An 18,678-nucleotide genomic window follows, 5' to 3' on the forward strand; every position below is an offset into this window, starting at 1 on the left:
TATAAAATTAAAATCCCATTAGCTTATTGCTCAATAAAGCTAATGGGATTATTATTTTTACTTGAATTATCTTGAAGCAATAGGCTTTAGATATTCAATAACTCTATTACCTTTTCAACAGCAGCATTGATACCATCGGCATCTTTACCACCTGCTTGTGCATAATGTGGCTGACCACCGCCGCCACCCTTAATGAGTTTGGCTGCTTCACGTATTACTTTTCCTGCATTTAAATCGTGCTCTTTCACCATATCGTCACTGAGCATGATTGAAAGCTGTGGACGATTCTCATATACGGAACCTAATACGCAAACGAGATTCTCTGGTAATGCTTCACGAACTTTGAAGACAATATCCTTAGCAGAAGCAGGATCTACAGGGAGCACTGCCTTAACAACATGTACACCATTCACTGTTTCTGCACGGTCAACCAATGATTTCGCTGCACGGTCAACTGCTTGAGCACGGAAACGCTCAACCTCCTTCTTCATCGCATCATTCTCTTCAACAAACTTGGTGAGAACAGCCTTAAGATCCTTAGCATTGTTGAACATTGCCTTCAAGTCGCGCAATGTATCTTCAAGTGCATAGATTGCATTCTCGCAAGTTTCGCCAGTCATTGCTTCAATACGACGAACGCCAGCAGCAACGCTACTTTCGCCTACAATCTTAAAGAAACCGATGCGACCCGTAGATTTAGCATGAATACCACCACAGAACTCGCAACTAGGACCGAAGCGTACAACACGAACCTTGTCGCCATATTTCTCACCAAAGAGAGCAACTGCACCCATTTCCTTTGCTTCCTCCATTGGTGTATCACGATGCTCGTCAAGAGGATAATCCTTACGAATCATCTCGTTGACAAGTTTCTCTACTTGGCGAAGTTCCTCATCGGTTATCTTCTGGAAGTGAGAAACATCGAAACGGAGCGTGTCAGGACTTACGTATGAACCTTTCTGCTCGGCATGCTCACCAAGAACTTGCTTCAAAGCATAATCAAGCAAGTGGGTTGCAGTATGATTAGCTGCCGACGCATCACGCTTATCCGTATCAATACATGCCATGAAATCTGCCTCAACATCCTTTGGCAATTCCTTGACAATATGGATGCTCTGGTTGTTCTCACGCTTGGTATCAATGACATTGATAGTCTCATCCTCGTTGACAAGCACACCTTGATCGCCTACCTGTCCACCCATCTCACCATAGAATGGGGTATAATCGAGTACAATCTCATAGAAACTATTCTTCTTCTGTGTCACCTTACGATAACGGAGAATATGACATTCGTACTCTGTATAATCGTAACCAACGAATTCCTGTTCGCCTTCACGTACAATCTCCCAGTCACCATTCTCAACAACAGCAGCATTGCGAGCACGTGCTTTCTGCTGTTCCATCTCTTCATTGAATTGCTTCTCATCAACGGTATAACCATTCTCACCGCAGATAAGTTCGGTCAAGTCGAGTGGGAAACCGTATGTATCAAACAAACGGAAGGCTTCCTTACCATCAAGTTCGGTCTTGCCATGTGCTTTCAATTCATCCATTGCACCATTGAGCAATGTGATACCCTTATCCAATGTGCGCAAGAAAGAATCTTCCTCTTCCTTCATCACACGACCAATCAGTTCACGTTGTGCTGTAAGTTCAGGATAAGCAACGCCCATCTCATGTACCAAAACATTGATTAGCTTATACATGAAAGCCTCCTTCTGATCAAGGAATGTGTAAGCATAACGCACAGCACGGCGAAGGATACGACGGATAACATAACCAGCCTTTGCATTGCTTGGCAACTGACCATCAGCAATAGAGAATGCAACGGCACGCAAGTGATCGGCAACAACACGCATTGCGATGTCTACCTTCTGCTCGTCGTTGATACCTTCGCCATTAGGACCTTCTGGGAAAGTGTGGTTATACTTCTTACCAGAGAGGCGTTCGATCTCTTCTATTACTGGTGTGAAGATATCGGTATCATAGTTAGAGTTCTTACCTTGCATCAAGCGAACCAAACGCTCGAAGCCCATACCCGTATCAATAACGTGCATCTTCAATGGCTCAAGGCTACCATCAGCCTTACGATTAAACTGCATGAAGACGATGTTCCATATCTCAATTACCTGTGGGTGATCCTTGTTGACAAGTTCCTCTCCAGGCACCTTAGCTTTCTCTTCCTCTGAACGGAAGTCAATATGAATCTCCGAACAAGGACCGCAAGGTCCCGTGTCTCCCATTTCCCAGAAGTTATCATGCTTATTACCATTGACGATATGGTTCTTTGGGAAATGCTTCTCCCAGTAGCTAGCAGCCTCATCATCACGTGAGATACCTTCTGCCTTATCGCCTTCAAAAACCGTTACATAAAGGTCTTTAGGGTCAAGATGCAATACATCTACAAGATATTCATAAGCGTAATCAATAGCACCTTCCTTGAAGTAATCGCCAAAGCTCCAGTTACCCAACATCTCAAACATAGTATGGTGACTGAGAGCAGCATCACGCCCCACTTCTTCCAAGTCGTTATGCTTACCACTAACACGCAAACACTTCTGTGAGTCAGTACGTCGGCGTGGTTCTGGTTCCTTTGTTCCAAGGATAATATCTTTCCACTGGTTCATACCAGCATTCGTAAACATCAGCGTAGGGTCGTCCTTGATAACCATTGGAGCAGACGGTACGATAACATGTCCCTTCGACTCAAAGAACTTCAAATAGGAGTCGCGGATTTCATTTGCAGTCATCATCTTTATTATATATTTAATTCAATTTTCTACCTAAAAGTGTTGCAAAGATACTGACTTTTGCGTATTTTTGCAAGCAATTAAGCTGCTGAATACACAAAATCTTATTTACCATCGTGGGAGTGTAAAGGTGTTTCATCAGCATAACCACATAAACAACTGAATTAAAAGAAACGAGATATGGCAGAGAATCCGCATAAATTGTATTATTCAATAAAGGAAGTAGCGCAACAAATAAACGTTTCGGAGAGTCTGCTGAGATATTGGGAGACTGAATTTCCACACCTTCGTCCTAAGACAACAGGCAACCGTGTGCGCCAATATGCAGAGAAAGATATCGAACAAATAAAGGTTATCTACAACCTTGTGAAGGTGCGTGGTTTCAAGATTGCAGCTGCCCGCAAGATGTTACAAGAGAACCGCAATGGTGTTGAAAAGAGTCAGAAGGTTATGGAAACGCTCTTCTCTGTTCGCGACCAACTGAAGGACTTGAAGAAACAACTCGATGGCTTGGTGTAAAGTCAGCCATACCTGAAAGGCATAGTCCTTATTCGTTCTGAAAGAAATACTCATATACAGCATAGGGACAGACGATTTCGTCTGTCCCTATGACGTTTGTAACTCAACTATGTGAACGCTCTCTTACTTCTTCCTCGACAATGAGGCACGCTTCACTTCAAAGTCGGCTGTGGTATTGTTATCGTCTACATACTTCTTTCCATCCCACTTCCTTTGCAATGAAAGACCAGAATAAATGGGGTAATCGCCCTTCTTCATACTTGAGAAAGACACATCTGTCACGGCATTATAACCACGGTCGAGCTTGCTGGGGCGCATTTGGAACATACGACGCGGACAAATTGTTATACAATCAATGACGTTTTCAAACGGAATCTCTATCGCATAGAAATCGCCAAAAGCACTACTCGTCACGGTGATATAGTGCAGATATCCCTTACCATTTTGCGTATCGGCATACCCTTTCCGGAAGTCTTCTGGCGTCCACGGGAGCTTTATCAGTGCAATACCATTGCTCTCTGACATATTAGAAAAGTCATAAGAAGGACCTATATTCCCCTTGCTATCCGTTGATGTGAGGATAGCATTCATATCAGGAACATTGGGGTTATTCTTCTGCCCAGCGTCATAATTGATATTCGTCCATTCGAAGTCGGCTTTACTCAAGTCCAGGAAGTCATCCAGCCCACCATACATACTCAAGTCCTCGCCCTCCAGTTCTGACTCAAACTGCGCCTTATGGTCAATCGCATACTTAGCCACAATGATGGTCTGACCAGGCTTTACGGGATAATCCGCACCCTTACCAGGGAAATAAGAGATGCCCGATGCTCCATAATAACGATTGACAAAGTCGTCTTTCGGGGCAAACTGAATCGCCCTACTAGGGTCGATGGCATTGACACACAACGCCAGTCCGTCCAAATACTTCACCTCATTGGTCGGATTAAAGATAGCGATGTATTGGTCATCATTATACATCTGATTCTGATTCTTCATACCCCATGCCCTGACATCACGATACCAGTAATGCCCAACGTAAAACACTTCTTTTATGATCAGATGGTCTAACTTCGTCTTAGAAGTAGACTGTTTCACCGGCATTTCATTACGTGTACAGCTGCCGAAACATGTGAGTATCAGGCTCAACAGCAGGTAGGTTATTATCTTCTTATGTATCATCTCACTCAATTATCTTATCTGTTTATACTCTTTAAATATATTGTTTGTAACATTACCAGCGAATGGTACTTAGCGTTCCATGTATTGAAACCCTGCGTTCCATGTATTGAAACCCTGCGTTTCATGTATTGAAACCCTGCGTTCCATGTATTGAAACTGTGAGTCTCATAGGCTAAGACGATTGGCGCATAGTATTTCCTCCGATTCAACCTCTTACTATAAGAACCAGTTACCAAAGCCAGCTCCACCTCCAATACCATGTGTTTGCACATTTTGAGCAGCCTCCATCGCATCCGCCGAGGCGAGTCCTATCTCATGCCCCATATAGAAGTATAACGGGTCGTTAGGATCGATTGTCGTTGGATCAGTATCGAAGCTACTGCAAAAGACCTTAATAGGTATGTTGAAGCGGAATAGTTCCTTCCACTCAGAATCAGCCCCGTATTCCTTCGGTTCATCAGGGTTATAAGCCTCCGAGCAGATGAATGGGCTACGGAACACATAGGTGGAATGGCGGTTGAGATACTCCTCTTTAGGAATGAGAGCCTTCTTGCCCTTCGGACATTTCATCACGCGCACCGACAGATAGAACTTCGGAAGGAGATAAGACGGACGTGTATATCGTCCAGCCTCACCTGTTGCGGGGTCCTGCCTACGGGTTATCTCTAACGGCCACTCCTGATGTAATGCATCGTTCTCATCGGCATCTATATCGAAATTGAAGTGCCCCTTGAGTCCTACTCTATCCTGATCATAAGGTGCAACAGCCCAATCGGCATCCTCACGAGTGAGTGGAGGTAATAGTCGCTGATTGAATAACTCACGTGCACCATCAGCCATTGCGTCTTGAATCCACGTATCACGATAGGTATATTCGAATATCTTTGGCGTCAGTGCCGCACGCTCTTTCCATGTCGATGTATTGGCAAAGAGCGGTGAAGGCACAGGGGTAGTATCTATCGTTCCGCCCTTCATCCAATCGCCGAACTTATCCTTCTTAGGCTTCCACGTGCCTCGGCAATCCATCACTTCATACGGGTTTCCCTTGTCATCCACCTCACTCACGGTGAAGAATATCTGATATTCATCCGAGTGATTGAGTATCTCGTCATTCATGAGCTTGCCCTCCTTATTGAAGAAATAGAGGCACAACCCCCATCGCTTCAGCTTTCCGCCAATGATACGAATATAGTCAGGACCTTGCTTCCCATCGTTCTGTTCGAGATAGGTCACCGTACTCTTCCGTTGAACCTCAACCGTTGGCCACTTGCCCGCATTGTTATGTATGAGCACAAACTCCTCTTGCTTCCATGGAGCATTCTGATAAACAAAGTTGCCGTGCATCATGGCATCACCATGCGAGTGACCTTCCTTGAACATGGCAAGGCATGTAGCCCAATCCTTAAAGGCTCCATCCGCATCAGGATTAGCCATTTCGCCCGATACTTTCACCTTCGATAAGCTATCAACATAACGATCGGCACCACTATGCGCAACGCCTTTCGCCGATAGTGGATTATCATTATAATCAACATGCACATTGCCAAAGACGAAGTCGTCACATGACGTACACAAGCTTAGAACAGCAACGAGCAGGAGAATACTCTTGATTATCTTTTTCATTACTATTAGTCCTTTCTTCTTTTACATCAATACTATGTTCTGTCTATATTGCGTGAAGTAATCCTGTGGATGGGTCAACATCCGCCACAGCTGCGCCTTCTCTACACCAGAGTAGAAACGCTTCACGTCTTCATAACACTTCTCTTCGCCATCCTTCACATCAGCGATAATGCGCACAGACAAGGGATAATCGATATCGAAACTATCCCATCCTGGCTGTATCTCATTGAATGCCCAGAGGAAAGCACCCTCACTATTGTTCGTGTTGCAATACTTCGCCGGCTTCTCAGACTCGCCTGTGTGTTGTTGTCCCTTATTCAAGATATGACAAATGCGAACCTGTAATTGGAATGCAACATTAGCCCGGTGGAACTGCATAACGCCCTTAAAACCGAGCCTGTCTAAGTCTGATCCAACATCCAGACTGCGCTTCTGTCGTAACAGCCCCACGGTGTGTCCGTAGCGTTGTCGGGGCGACTCGGTATCGGGATCGATGAAGTCATCGTTATAAACTTCGGTGAATAGCTTGCCAAGCTCCTCCTCCACAGGGTCGGTGTCACGGTATTCATAGGTGAAGAGTTCCGGTGTTATCTTGTTAAGGAGGGTCTGATCAATGGTCTTGTAGAGCCTATAACTCTTCCCATCAAAGGTATGAGGCTTCAAGGCATCAGGCTTACCTGATAGTTCAATAGCCTTCCAAGCGAGGTCTGGCTGATAGCTCACTTCATTCTTACCGAGCTGGAAGTTCTCTGGAGCAAAGATGTTCGACGTAGAGAACTTACTAGCCATCTCCGCTGCACCAGCTTTCTCCCTAAAGGTGTATCGGTCGTAATACGTGGGCGAATCAGCCAACGAACGTGGATAAGCCAACTGTATTCCTTTCTTGCGTTCGGCGTTTCCTGTACCCGTAGATACCTCTTGATCCAATGACGAGTTACCTACTCCAAAGAAGTGTTGATGCACCAGTAAGGTGGCGTTATCCTCGTCTGGTATGCTGTAACCTTCCTTATCTTTCGTGAAAGGATAGCCCGAGAATTGATGATTGATAAGCATTCCGTTACGGTCATAATACTTGAGTTCTAAACCGTAATAGATATTGTCTGACGCTATTACATCAAAGCAATTACGCTCGGTAGTGATGGTCATCTGCCCATCATCATCACGTGTGATATCAATCTCCTGCATAATGGGTAACATTGTTTCCGGACTAACCACATGATAGGTGTTATAGGCTGTGAGCGAGTCATTACCATCTGGTCCGACACCAATCATGCCCCCTTTATACCCCATTCTAAGGATGGCGTGGACAGCATAAATCTGTTCATGTCCCTTCACATCACGCTCTATTGATGAGGGTGGTGCCTGTACTATCTTCTTGAAGAAGTCGTCTACTTGATCGTTGGAACAACTCCCGAACAGGAGTCCCATTAGCATTATGGCAAGTAGCGGTAGTATGTTTCTATTTCGTTTCATATACTTTTCGATTGATTAGAACTTAAACAATGTACGTAAGGAGAAGTTGGCTCCACGCTCATGGGCGTAGTAACGGAACCGATCAGTGTACTCCTTATATAATGCGTTAAGGATGTTTTCACCCACAAGCATAAACTTCAATTCTCTTCGTTGCTGTAGTTTGATACGCAACTCGGCTGTACCATTCAAAAGGAAGTAAGCAGGTGGCGAGTCAGGAACTAAATCCTTATCTGGGTCAAAGCGGGTTTGCTTTGTCACATAAATACCCGATAACGACAACGAACCATGATATTTATCATCCTTCGTAAGTCCTCGCTCGTAGGTAGATGATAGTCCGTAACGATCGGAAGGCATAAAAGGTAGCCAGTCGTTATGCGTCAGATTGCGTGCGAACATCCATTCGCCTTTACCCACAAAGGTGAGTCCTTGCAAAGGTTTAAGCGTTGCCTCAATATCACCACCGTATAGTTTCACATCATCCTGATCGTAGATGAACTTAGGATACTTACCACTCGGATGGTTATGGAAGCGGTCTTTCCCTTCGCCAATGTGGTCATAGATGTAGCTATTAATGCGCTGTAAGAAGAAGCTCGGCTCTACTGACAACCACGCATTGCGGTATCTTGTACCTACCACGAGTTTGTATCCTCGCTCACTGGCAAGATTCTTATTGCCCACTACCCAGTAAGAACCATCCTGCAAGCCAATGGCATATAACTCATTAATATCAGGTGGTCTCCATGACCAACCAATGTTAGCTCGAATGTCCCAAAGGTCTGTCAACTGGTAATGAGACGCCAGACTCATGGTGAAGTTACTATACAACTTGAAGTCATCATAGTAAGTGTAATTACTCAAACTACTATACCCATTCACCGACATCACACGGAAGTCATAACGCATACCCAAGGCACATTGCAATCGACCGAACTCTGCCTTATGCAAGAAGTAACCACCCATTGAGAGGGCAGCGAAGTTCGGAACGAAGGCTGGTTGTTTAGTTCCTGGATAGTTGAAGTTCGTTTGATAGGTATTAGATAAGCCTGCATCTGTGGTCATGTTCCATCGTTTCCACTTAGCATGCCAGAGCACATCAAACTTATAAGTCTTCAATATCAAGTCCTGAACAGGTATCCAACTCCATTGCACCTTCTTCCTGTTTTCAAACTCCTGACGCAAGTTCTCTTGGAAAGAAAGGGTGAAGTCGAGACGGTGATAAGCGTTAATATCCCACTTCAATTCGCCTTTCAGCGTTACATGTTGCGACTGCTGGAAGGGCGGCTTAATGCTATATGAGAAGGGTTTAACGGTCTCTGGATCTGGACGTCCATACTCGAAGCGTTTGAGGAGTTGGTTCAAATCGGATATCTTGCTTGCATAATAGATTCCACTTCGTTGGTAATAAATACTCGAGAAGAGCGTCGCTGTCACCTTTCTCCCTTGATATCCTGCAAGCGCAGAGAGGCTTATTGTGTTATAACCAGTATTGTTTAAGACATAGTCGGCAGTGCGATAATCACCGCCTTTTGTGTACATTCCATGCAGACGCAGACCGATGTTCTTGCGTCCAGCTTCTATACTACCTGAACCGCTAAAGCCCCTTGCGTTGGTGTCATATCCCATATTGACATTACCGCTCACCATGGTCTTCTTGTTTCCATAAGGTAGTGGAGCATCATTCAAGAGAACAACTCCGCCCATCGCACCAAAGCCATAACGAATGCACTCGGCACCCTTGACTACCTCAACCATACTCGATCCCGTATAGTCTAACTCGGGTGCATGATCGGCTCCCCAGCTCTGACTTTCGAGTCGAACTCCATTGTTCATCAATAGGATTCGACTACTGTGCATACCTTGAATAACAGGTTTGGCGATCGTGTTTCCCGTGCTAATTGAACTCACGCCAGGCACTGTCTCAAGTAGTTTGGCTAATGAGGTTGCACCGCCTTTCTCCAATGCCTCTTGACTAATAGACGCTGATTGCTGCAAGACGGAGGTGTGTCGTTGCAAAGCCGTAACCGTCACATTATCCAACTGCTTGGAGTCGTCTTTCATTGTCAAAACCACTTGTCCGTTTGAAGGAACGACTACCAAGCGTGACAAATTCTTGTAACCTATATAAGAGACCGATACCTTTATGCGAGTTACAGGATGTTTGAACTTAGCCACACAACGACCATTAATATCCGTGACAACAGGAGTTGACAAGCCTTCGCAATGTATCACAGCACCAACGAGGGGCTCTTGAGATTGTTCAGCAACTACGGAAAAGGTGACAGAAGAACCTTCGTTCTTATCATCATCACCAACATGTTCCCTCCCATGCGCCGTTATCGAGGCTAAGAGTGGAGGCGAGAAAAGTAACAAGGAAGACATTAGGATTGTAGATGACAATAATCTAACATGCCTTCCAAAGTCCATCTTTAATTTAATCATATATTATCAGATTGTGAGTAGTTTATCACTTAAGTTTATGCAATTCTCCCACGCTTTGCAGGAGAAATGAGTATCTTTTAATATGCTACTCAGTTCATAAATTAAGCTTAGAGATCTATTGGCTATTGCCTACAGATCCGCAGATTCGTAGATGTTTGTTTGTAGATGAAGTCTTATTCAGTACTTTATTCTATACAACATCTTTATCGGTTGCAAAGGTATAGATATTTATTTAATACAGCAATACCCACTATTAGCGATTTACATATTATCTAATTCAAAGTAAGAATAAGGTTCTTTCCATTTGAAGGGGGCGTTTCTTGAAAATGAAGAAAGGCTCTCCTTGAATCAAGGAGAGCCTCTCTTCGTGGCAAGAAGGGCGTTCCGTTCTTTACACCTTTGGGTCTATTACTTACAGAACAGACTGCACCTCTTGCATATCCTTTATATTCTTCATACTCTCAACGATCATCTCCACGTCCTTACGATCATGCACTTGCATCTCAATGGTACCATCGAATATACCGTTGTCACTCGTTATGGTGATCTTACGGATATTAACTCCTAACTGGTCAGAAAGCACATCGGCAATGTCGTGTAACATACCACTTCTATCAATACCACGTATCTGTATGGCTGCTTCAAAGAGTAAGCTGCGGTGCATGTCCCACTTTGCATCCAATATGCGAGTACCATAACTGGCTTTCAATTTGGCTGCTACTGGACACGAACGCTTGTGTATCTCGATGTGATTCCTATTATCAATATAACCCAAGATATCGTCCCCGGGGATGGCATGACAGCAGTGTGGGAAGATGTAACGATAGATATTATCCTCATTGATGAAGATAGGTTTCTTCTTATTCAGGCTCTTGGTCACAACGATCAATCCCTCTGTAAGACCAGAATCATCGGTGTCTATAGATCGAGTCTCCCGCTTTCCAGCCTTCAAGAAAGGAACATAACGACGCCAACCACGCTTTTCTGTAGGCTTATCTGCCTTGTTCTTCCCTCGAAGTTCATCAAGATCTGTATCGCCAAGAATGACCGTCTTGTCTCCAATAGATAGGAAGAGACTATCATGCTTCTTTAGGTCGTGCAACTCACAAAGCCTATCTAATACAGCCGTAGTCATCTCTAGGTCGTTTGCTTTCAACCATTGGGACAACTTCTCCTCACCAGTCTTTTGTATCTGACGACTCTCTCGGCGGAGGATTGCCTGTATCTTAGCTTTAGCCTTAGCAGTCGATACGAAGTTGATCCAAGAGGGGTTGACATGCTGTGACATAGACGTGAGGATCTCAACCTGATCACCGCTTTGTAGCTTGTGACTAAGCGGTACTAACTTGTGATTAACCTTTGCTCCAATGCAGTGACTACCAAGGAATGTGTGTATCTGAAAGGCAAAGTCGAGTGCAGTACAGCCTGCCGGCATTGTTTTAATCTCACCTTTTGGAGTGAAGACAAATATCTCAGAGGCAAAGAGATTGAGCTTAATAGCATCTAAGAAGTCCATTGCGTCAGGTTGAGGATCATCCAGTATCTCCTTGATAGTACTGAGCCATTCATTCAATTCTCCCTCATCTTCGGCTATTTCCCCACCATCCTTATATTTCCAATGGGCTGCAAATCCTTGCTCGGCAAGCTCATCCATGTGTTCAGAGCGAATCTGCACCTCTATCCATCGACCCTTTGACGACATCAAGGTAACGTGCAATGCCTGATAACCATTAGCCTTTGGATGGTTCACCCAGTCGCGAAGTCGATCGGGATGACTCTTGTATATCTGACTGATGGCGACGTTGATTTGGAAGCAGTTATTGATTTCTTCTTCCTTAGACTTAGGCTTATAGATGATTCGGACAGCAAGGATATCATAGATCTCTTCGAATGTTACATGTTTATTCTGCATCTTACACCAAATGGAGTAAGGGCTCTTCACACGTGCTTTCAACTCATATTCAAAGCCCATCTTATCGAGTTCTTTGCGGATAGGAGCAGTGAACTCGTCGAAGAGAGTATCGCGTTGTGCTTGCGTAGAAGCCAACTTCTTCTCAATAGAAGCGTATGCATCGGGATGCTCGTAACGGAAACTTAGATCCTCTAACTCGGTCTTTATCTTATTAAGACCTAATCGATTCGCAAGCGGTGCATAGATATAGAGCGTTTCACCAGCTATCTTATATTGCTTGTTAGCAGGCTGAGAAGCGAGGGTGCGCATATTGTGCAAGCGGTCGCAGATCTTAATGAGTATGACCCGAATGTCGTCACTCATCGTCAATAAGAGCTTCTTGAAGTTCTCGGCTTGAGCGGAGGCTTGCTCTCCAAAAATACCTCCAGAGATCTTTGTCAGACCATCAACTATCTGCGCAATCTTCGATCCGAAGATGTTTTCAATATCCTCTACTGTGTAGTCCGTATCCTCTACAACATCATGTAATAAGGCTGCACTGATACTCGTTGCACCGAGTCCCATCTCTTCACAAGCTATCTGGGCAACAGCGATTGGGTGCAAGATGTATGGTTCACCTGACAATCGGCGAACCCCTTTATGAGCCTGTCGTGCGAAGTTGAAAGCCTTAGTTATGATGTCAACCTTCTTACGATGACGCGAGGCAAGATAGGTATCAAGAAGATGTTGGAAGGCTTCATCAACCATCTTCTCATAATCAATCGCTTTTACTTCTGTTCGTTCCTTGTCTTTATCCATAGTGCATCCTCTCCTATAATATAATAAGGTGAAAGACTTGTTTAGTGCATCATTACGCCCTGTCTATGTAGTGCGGTTGTTTGGTTCGCGTTAGTAGCAACGACATTGGGGTTGGTTTTCTCGAATGATGCCTCATCTTGATATATAAGTTCTTTGCTATAGTTAAACTTCTCAATCATATCTACTGGCAATCTTAACTTAGCCATTCCGTAAGTGGAAAGGGCTTTCACTACGCCCAACTTGTACTGTGGATTAAGCGTTTTAATCTTATCTAAATCAATCCCCAAAACGTCTGCCACCTTCGCTAATGTGACGTCTTTCTCTATCACAACAGTATCACATTGAGCCGGAAGATTGGTTGGAAGCGGTGTTATATTATAATCGCCATAGTAATTCATCACATAGTTTACAGCAATAAAAGCAGGCACATAGCCTCGTGTCTCTTTAGGGAGATAACGGTAAACAGCCCAGAAGTCGGATCCACCACCAGCCTTGGCGATAGCACTACTCACACGTCCTGGACCACAGTTATAAGCTGCCAAGGCTAGAGTCCAGTCTCCGAAACGATTGTAAAGATCGCTTAGAAAGCGTGCAGCAGCATAAGACGACTTCTCGGGATCACGCCTTTCATCAATATAATTATCTATTTGGAGGTTGTATTGCTTACCTGTAGTTGTCATGAACTGCCATAGTCCTGTGGCTCCAACTCGTGATGTTGCGTTAGGGTCAAGACCGGACTCTATTATTGGAAGATACTTCAGTTCTTGTGGTAGACCATAAGTGCGCAAGGCCTTTTCAAAGAATGGGTTATAATAGCTGGCACGCCCAAGTAGATAACTGGTAGACTTTCGCCCAGCCTTTGTGTACCTATCAATATATCGTTTCACTTCGTCATTACAAGTCAATGTCATCACTTCTGAAAGGCTACGCATCTTACGATCAATGCCTTCCAAACCCTCTTCTATGTCTTCAATACTCCCTTTCTCTGTTGTTTTCCCACTATTCAAGCCTTGGAGTTTACCACTTTCATAGAACTTATCATCCGTGTAATTAACATCAACATAACCTGTCAGTAAACTATCAGCAGTTGGTATGCTAACATCCAAAGTATTGCCATGATCATCCACAACAGTTTGTCTTTGTGCATGCAAACTACTGGTTGACACCAGTGCAATTAGGAGTGAAACGAAATATATCTTATGGTTCATTACGTCTTATTTAGTTAACGCAAATACAGTGCATCACTGCTTAGAATGTCAAACTACAGCCTATTCCTATTGCCGATGAACGGAAGGGATGATTCGGTGTAGTGATACTCTTATCTGGAATAACCGTCGGTGCAATGTGCAACGAGAGGTCATCTGAAATATTAAAATCTGATAGAGAGGCATCTACGTAAGCATCAATTACTGATAAAGCATAGACTGCCACGGTTGCAAAGATACTCAAATCACGCCACCGGCGATAGCGATCTTTGCGTTGTTTAAATATGTTCTTATAGCGTTCTTCATTAGCAGGTGTAATCGTTGTGCCCAAATGCAAGAAGCTATTATAGCTCTGTGTCGTAGGGTCATTATCGACAAGGTCGACGTATGCCTGTGCATAGTCATGATACATCTGATTATTCCATGTCATGGCGTAAATACATCCAACAAAGCCGCCATAGAATATCGGGAGCTTCCAATACTTACGATTATAAACCTGTCCAGCACCGGGTAGTACCAATGCTAACCACAATGCTCTCTTAGGATTAGGACGCCATTTTGCCCAGTCACGAGCTTGCTTTTTCACAAGACCGAGGCTATCCTTACGTACAACAGAAGTGAGACGTCCCTCATCATCAGGCGTCGTGATTGCTTTTTCCTCTATGTACTTATCCTGTGAATTAGGAACTTTTACAACGGAAGAATCGCCTGGGTAGATTACTTTTATCGTATCTTCAAGGACATTTTGAGCCTGCATACTCATTGAACAAACGAGCATCCCTACCGCTAATATCCCCCTACGAATTATATTCTTCACCATCATCACTATCCGTTCTAATTAACTAATACCCGTAAAGGAAGTACCTTACTTTATCTTATCCATCACTTCCATGATATGCTCCAACTCTTCTTCTGAAGCAAACGGAATACTTATCTTTCCTTTTCCACTCGCATTGCAGCTCATCTGAACCTTTGTATTAAAGAAAGAGGAAAGGCGTTGCTTAAGGATATTAAACTCCTCCGGCAGACGTGCGCGAGCCGCTATTTTCTTCTTAGCAGACTGTATGTCCTCCCCTCTATTAAGCCGCTGACATAGCTCCTCGACCTTTCTAACGCTATAACCATTCTTTAGTATCTCACGATAAAGCTTCAGTTGTAATGCCGGACTATCTAACGATAGCAATGCACGAGCATGTCCCATATCAACGTACTTCTTCTGTAATGCCATCTGAACTTGCGCTGGGAGCTTCAGAAGGCGAAGATAATTAGCAACAGCTGCACGACTCTTTCCAACTCGTTCTGCCACTCTCTCTTGCGTCATACCACTCTTCTCCAACAAGTGTTCATAGGCAAGTGCGATTTCAATAGCATTCAAGTCCTCACGTTGGATATTCTCTACCAACGCTAACTCCATCACACTCTCGTCCTTAATCGTTCGAATATAAGCAGGGATAGCAGTCAATCCTGCCAACTGACTCGCACGCCAACGTCGCTCACCAGCGATGATCTGGAAGCGGTTATCAGCTATCTGTCTCAATGTGATCGGTTGTACTAATCCAAGCTCACGAATGCTATTCGCCAACTCTTCCAAAGCGACAGGATCAAACTCACGACGTGGTTGATTAGGATTCGCCTCAATCTGATCTAAGGCGATCTCATTTATGGTTGAACTACCTTGCGTACTAACAGTTTCGGTAGAGATCAGCGCATCAAGTCCACGCCCTAACGCATTCGTCTTTGTATTTCGATTGTATTTCTTATGAACAGCCATTGCTTATTTCTTATTCTTTTCGATGATTTCTTTTGCCAAACTAAGGTGATTCTTTGCTCCAGTAGAGTCTGCATCATAGAGGATAACAGGTAATCCATGACTCGGACTCTCGGATAGTTTGACGTTACGTTGTATGACTGAGCGGAACACCAGTTCCTGGAAATGACGCTTAACTTCGTCATATATCTGTCGAGCTAATCGAAGACGACTATCATACATTGTCAATAAGAAGCCTTCTATCTCAAGCTTCGGATTAAGCTTACTCTTAATGATCTTGATTGTATTCAACAGTTTGCTAATACCTTCCAAAGCGAAGTATTCACACTGAACAGGTATGATTACGGAATCAGCTGCAGTCAAGGCATTGACCGTAATAAGCCCTAATGACGGACTACAGTCTATCAGAATGTAATCATAATCATCACGGATACCAGCAATCAGATTGCTCATCACCTTTTCACGACCGCTGAGTTTCAACATCTCAATCTCGGCTCCGACAAGGTCAATATGGCTTGGCACGATATCAAGCCCTTCGATATCAGTTGTGTAGATAGCGTCTCTTATATCTGCATGGTCAATGATACATTCGTAAAGCGAACAATCCACTTCTTTTATATCTACGCCCAAACCACTTGAAGCATTAGCCTGTGGATCGGCATCGATAACCAACACGCTCTTCTCTAAAGTAGCAAGAGAAGCCGCTAAATTGATGGTGGTTGTTGTCTTTCCAACACCACCTTTTTGGTTGGCGAGAGCGATAATCTTTCCCATTTCTCTATATATTCCAAATACGTTTATTAGGCTACAAAGATACACAAATTATGCGAGACAGGGAGCTTTATAAACCTTTTTTCGTACTTTTGCATCCAATCAAAAGCGAAAACAATGGATTTTACTAAACCACTTATACTCATCTCTAACGACGATGGATACCATTCGAACGGTATTCGCACGTTGGTATCTTTCCTCACAGACTTTGCTGATGTGGTTGTTTGTGCACCTGAATCGGGACGTTCTGGATTCTCTTGTGCGTTCTCTGTAACTGATTATTTGTTATTGAAACAGCGTCATAACATCCCTAATTGTGAGGTATGGTCATGCACAGGGACTCCTGTCGATTGCGTTAAACTTGCATTAGATCAGTTGCTCAAAGAGCGTAAACCAGATTTAATCCTTAGTGGCATCAACCATGGCGACAACTCTTCTGTGAATAATCACTACAGTGGTACGATGGGAGTAGCCTATGAAGGCTGCATGAAATATATTCCTTCTATAGCCTTCTCAAGCTGTGACTATAACACAGAAGCCGACCTCTCTTACCTCAGGGATTATGTAAGAAAGATTGTAAAGAAGGTTCTCACCGATGGACTCCCTAAGGGCGTATGCTTGAATGTGAACTTCCCTAAGGTGGAGAAGTTCGCTGGCTTGAAGGTTTGCCGTATGGGATTCGGTAGTTGGACACGGGAAGTTGAACGTTGCAAACACCCTCGTGGCTTCGATTACTATTGGATGATTGGGCATTATCAAAACGATGAACCGGATGCCACCGACACGGATCAATGGGCTTTAAATCATGGCTATGTATCGGTTACGCCAACACGTATTGACGTCACGGACTACGATATGATTGAGAAGATGAACACGTGGAATACCCTCTAAACACTTGATATATGAAGTATTACTTGATTGTTGGTGAGGCCTCTGGTGATCTACATGCTTCACGCCTGATGCAGTCTTTGATGCAATATGACCCAGCTGCAGAGTTCCGCTTCTTGGGTGGAGATCTAATGCAGAGAGTGGGCGGAACAAGGGTTAAACATTATCGGGAACTTGCCTACATGGGCTTTGTGCCAGTTCTACTCCACCTACCCACTATCTTCAAGAACATGAAGATGTGCAAGGAAGACATCGTACATTGGCAACCCGACGTAGTGATCCTCATCGACTATCCAGGCTTCAATCTTAGTATTGCCAAATATGTAAAGAAGAATACAAACATACCTGTCTTCTATTACATCTCACCGAAGATATGGGCATGGAAAGAGTGGAGAATCAAAGCTATTAAGCGTGATGTGAAGGAGATGTTCTCTATTCTTCCGTTTGAAATAGCTTTCTATGAGAAGAAACATCACTACAAAATACATTACGTTGGCAACCCTACTAAGGAGGAAGTAGATAACTTCCAACATGTTTACACAGAGTCGAAAGACGAGTTCTGTCAGCGTAATAACTTATCGTCGAAACCGATTATTGCTATCCTTGCAGGCAGTAGGAAACAAGAGATAAAGGATAATCTTCCGTCAATGCTTGAGGCTGCACGCCACTTTGAAGACTATCAAATGGTGATTGCGGCAGCCCCTTCTATCGAGAAATCATACTATAAGAAATATCTCGGAGATAGTGAAGCTAAGATGGTGGAGTTGCAGACTTACGAGTTACTGACCCACTCCACAGCGGCGTTAGTCACGAGTGGAACCGCAACTCTTGAGACCGCCTTACTCAATGTTCCGCAAGTGGTTTGCTATGAGACGCCCGTTCCGAAGCTCATTCGTTTCGCTTTCAAGCATATTATTAAGGTGCGTTTCATCTCCCTCGTCAACCTCATTGCCGATAAAGAAATCGTACAGGAATTACTCGCCGACCGCTTTTCAATTTACAATATAGCCAATGAGTTATATCGAATCTTACCTGGTCAACCCGCTCGTGAGCGCATGCTTGCCGATTATCAAATCGTCCGTGAACGCCTTGGAGACGCTGTTGCGCCTGATAACGCAGCGAAGATAATGGTTGAGAAGTTAACCAGCAGCATTGCACAAGCAAACATCTCACAGCAAAGTAGTAATGAGTTTCAAGTGTAACGCAGCAATGCCTCGTTAGCAACGAACAAGCAGGTGCAAATGAAGAGACGCCCTTCTTGCCATGAAGAAAGCCTCTTCTCACATCAAAGAGACGCCCTTCTCCCACGGAGATAGGCGTCTCTTTGAATATAGATAGTACCATAAAGTA

13 protein-coding genes are annotated in these 18,678 nt (G+C 44.0%); 3 read left to right on the top strand and 10 right to left on the bottom strand.

Annotated elements, in window-relative coordinates; genetic code table 11:
- Positions 1–86 precede the first annotated feature (86 nt).
- On the bottom strand, positions 87–2,753 hold the full coding sequence (alaS, locus tag J5A55_RS01435; protein ID WP_004382358.1) for an alanine--tRNA ligase: 2,667 nt from the start codon (positions 2,751–2,753) through the stop codon (positions 87–89).
- A 177-nt stretch (positions 2,754–2,930) separates the two neighbouring features.
- Between alaS and J5A55_RS01440 the strand changes: the two genes are divergently transcribed.
- Positions 2,931–3,269: a MerR family transcriptional regulator gene (locus J5A55_RS01440; protein WP_004382360.1), complete on the top strand. Its 339-nt coding sequence runs from the start codon at positions 2,931–2,933 to the stop codon at positions 3,267–3,269.
- Between the two features lie 123 nt (positions 3,270–3,392).
- Here the strand turns inward: J5A55_RS01440 and J5A55_RS01445 are convergent, their stop codons facing one another.
- The 9 genes from J5A55_RS01445 to J5A55_RS01485 all read right to left on the bottom strand — a co-directional run bounded on the left by J5A55_RS01445 (position 3,393) and on the right by J5A55_RS01485 (position 16,443).
- Positions 3,393–4,451 (bottom strand): DUF4876 domain-containing protein, encoded by a 1,059-nt coding sequence (locus J5A55_RS01445; RefSeq protein ID WP_039850919.1) that lies wholly within the window; start codon positions 4,449–4,451, stop codon positions 3,393–3,395.
- Positions 4,452–4,667: 216 nt separating this feature from the next.
- Positions 4,668–6,074, bottom strand: coding sequence for a hypothetical protein (locus tag J5A55_RS01450; protein ID WP_004382362.1), 1,407 nt, complete (start codon positions 6,072–6,074; stop codon positions 4,668–4,670).
- Positions 6,075–6,095: 21 nt separating this feature from the next.
- Entirely contained in the window at positions 6,096–7,547 is a 1,452-nt protein-coding gene (locus J5A55_RS01455) for a hypothetical protein (protein WP_004382363.1), read from the bottom strand.
- A 15-nt stretch (positions 7,548–7,562) separates the two neighbouring features.
- Positions 7,563–9,986 (bottom strand): TonB-dependent receptor, encoded by a 2,424-nt coding sequence (locus J5A55_RS01460; RefSeq protein ID WP_004382364.1) that lies wholly within the window; start codon positions 9,984–9,986, stop codon positions 7,563–7,565.
- Between the two features lie 412 nt (positions 9,987–10,398).
- Positions 10,399–12,696: a RelA/SpoT family protein gene (locus J5A55_RS01465; RefSeq protein ID WP_004382365.1), complete on the bottom strand. Its 2,298-nt coding sequence runs from the start codon at positions 12,694–12,696 to the stop codon at positions 10,399–10,401.
- 41 nt (positions 12,697–12,737) lie between these two features.
- Positions 12,738–13,904 carry a lytic transglycosylase domain-containing protein gene (locus tag J5A55_RS01470; RefSeq protein ID WP_004382366.1) on the bottom strand — a complete coding sequence of 389 codons (1,167 nt, stop codon included), beginning with the start codon at positions 13,902–13,904 and terminating at the stop codon, positions 12,738–12,740.
- Between the two features lie 40 nt (positions 13,905–13,944).
- A complete protein-coding gene (locus tag J5A55_RS01475; RefSeq protein ID WP_004382367.1) occupies positions 13,945–14,724 on the bottom strand; it encodes a DUF5683 domain-containing protein in 780 nt (259 codons plus the stop codon).
- A gap of 42 nt (positions 14,725–14,766) precedes the next feature.
- Positions 14,767–15,672: a ParB/RepB/Spo0J family partition protein gene (locus J5A55_RS01480; RefSeq protein WP_004382368.1), complete on the bottom strand. Its 906-nt coding sequence runs from the start codon at positions 15,670–15,672 to the stop codon at positions 14,767–14,769.
- Between the two features lie 3 nt (positions 15,673–15,675).
- Positions 15,676–16,443 (bottom strand): ParA family protein, encoded by a 768-nt coding sequence (locus J5A55_RS01485; RefSeq protein WP_004382369.1) that lies wholly within the window; start codon positions 16,441–16,443, stop codon positions 15,676–15,678.
- 114 nt (positions 16,444–16,557) lie between these two features.
- Here J5A55_RS01485 and surE point away from each other — a divergent pair, with 114 nt between their 5' ends.
- The gene (gene surE, locus J5A55_RS01490) at positions 16,558–17,331 is read left to right on the top strand and encodes a 5'/3'-nucleotidase SurE (RefSeq protein ID WP_004382370.1); all 774 of its coding nucleotides are present in this window, start codon (positions 16,558–16,560) and stop codon (positions 17,329–17,331) included.
- Positions 17,332–17,342: 11 nt separating this feature from the next.
- Complete coding sequence (lpxB, locus tag J5A55_RS01495; protein WP_004382371.1) at positions 17,343–18,530, top strand: lipid-A-disaccharide synthase; 1,188 nt, start codon at positions 17,343–17,345, stop codon at positions 18,528–18,530.
- The last annotated feature ends 148 nt before the right edge of the window (positions 18,531–18,678 follow it).

Origin of the sequence: Prevotella veroralis, from assembly GCF_018127765.1 — a bacterium.
Taxonomy (GTDB): Bacteria; Bacteroidota; Bacteroidia; order Bacteroidales; family Bacteroidaceae; genus Prevotella; species Prevotella veroralis.

Coding starts and splice junctions, on each gene's coding strand:
- alaS (WP_004382358.1), bottom strand. CDS start 2,753: ATGATGACTGCAAATGAAATCCGCGACTCCTATTTGAAGTTCTTTGAG.
- J5A55_RS01440 (WP_004382360.1), top strand. CDS start 2,931: ATGGCAGAGAATCCGCATAAATTGTATTATTCAATAAAGGAAGTAGCG.
- J5A55_RS01445 (WP_039850919.1), bottom strand. CDS start 4,451: ATGATACATAAGAAGATAATAACCTACCTGCTGTTGAGCCTGATACTC.
- J5A55_RS01450 (WP_004382362.1), bottom strand. CDS start 6,074: ATGAAAAAGATAATCAAGAGTATTCTCCTGCTCGTTGCTGTTCTAAGC.
- J5A55_RS01455 (WP_004382363.1), bottom strand. CDS start 7,547: ATGAAACGAAATAGAAACATACTACCGCTACTTGCCATAATGCTAATG.
- J5A55_RS01460 (WP_004382364.1), bottom strand. CDS start 9,986: ATGATTAAATTAAAGATGGACTTTGGAAGGCATGTTAGATTATTGTCA.
- J5A55_RS01465 (WP_004382365.1), bottom strand. CDS start 12,696: ATGGATAAAGACAAGGAACGAACAGAAGTAAAAGCGATTGATTATGAG.
- J5A55_RS01470 (WP_004382366.1), bottom strand. CDS start 13,904: ATGAACCATAAGATATATTTCGTTTCACTCCTAATTGCACTGGTGTCA.
- J5A55_RS01475 (WP_004382367.1), bottom strand. CDS start 14,724: ATGATGGTGAAGAATATAATTCGTAGGGGGATATTAGCGGTAGGGATG.
- J5A55_RS01480 (WP_004382368.1), bottom strand. CDS start 15,672: ATGGCTGTTCATAAGAAATACAATCGAAATACAAAGACGAATGCGTTA.
- J5A55_RS01485 (WP_004382369.1), bottom strand. CDS start 16,443: ATGGGAAAGATTATCGCTCTCGCCAACCAAAAAGGTGGTGTTGGAAAG.
- surE (WP_004382370.1), top strand. CDS start 16,558: ATGGATTTTACTAAACCACTTATACTCATCTCTAACGACGATGGATAC.
- lpxB (WP_004382371.1), top strand. CDS start 17,343: ATGAAGTATTACTTGATTGTTGGTGAGGCCTCTGGTGATCTACATGCT.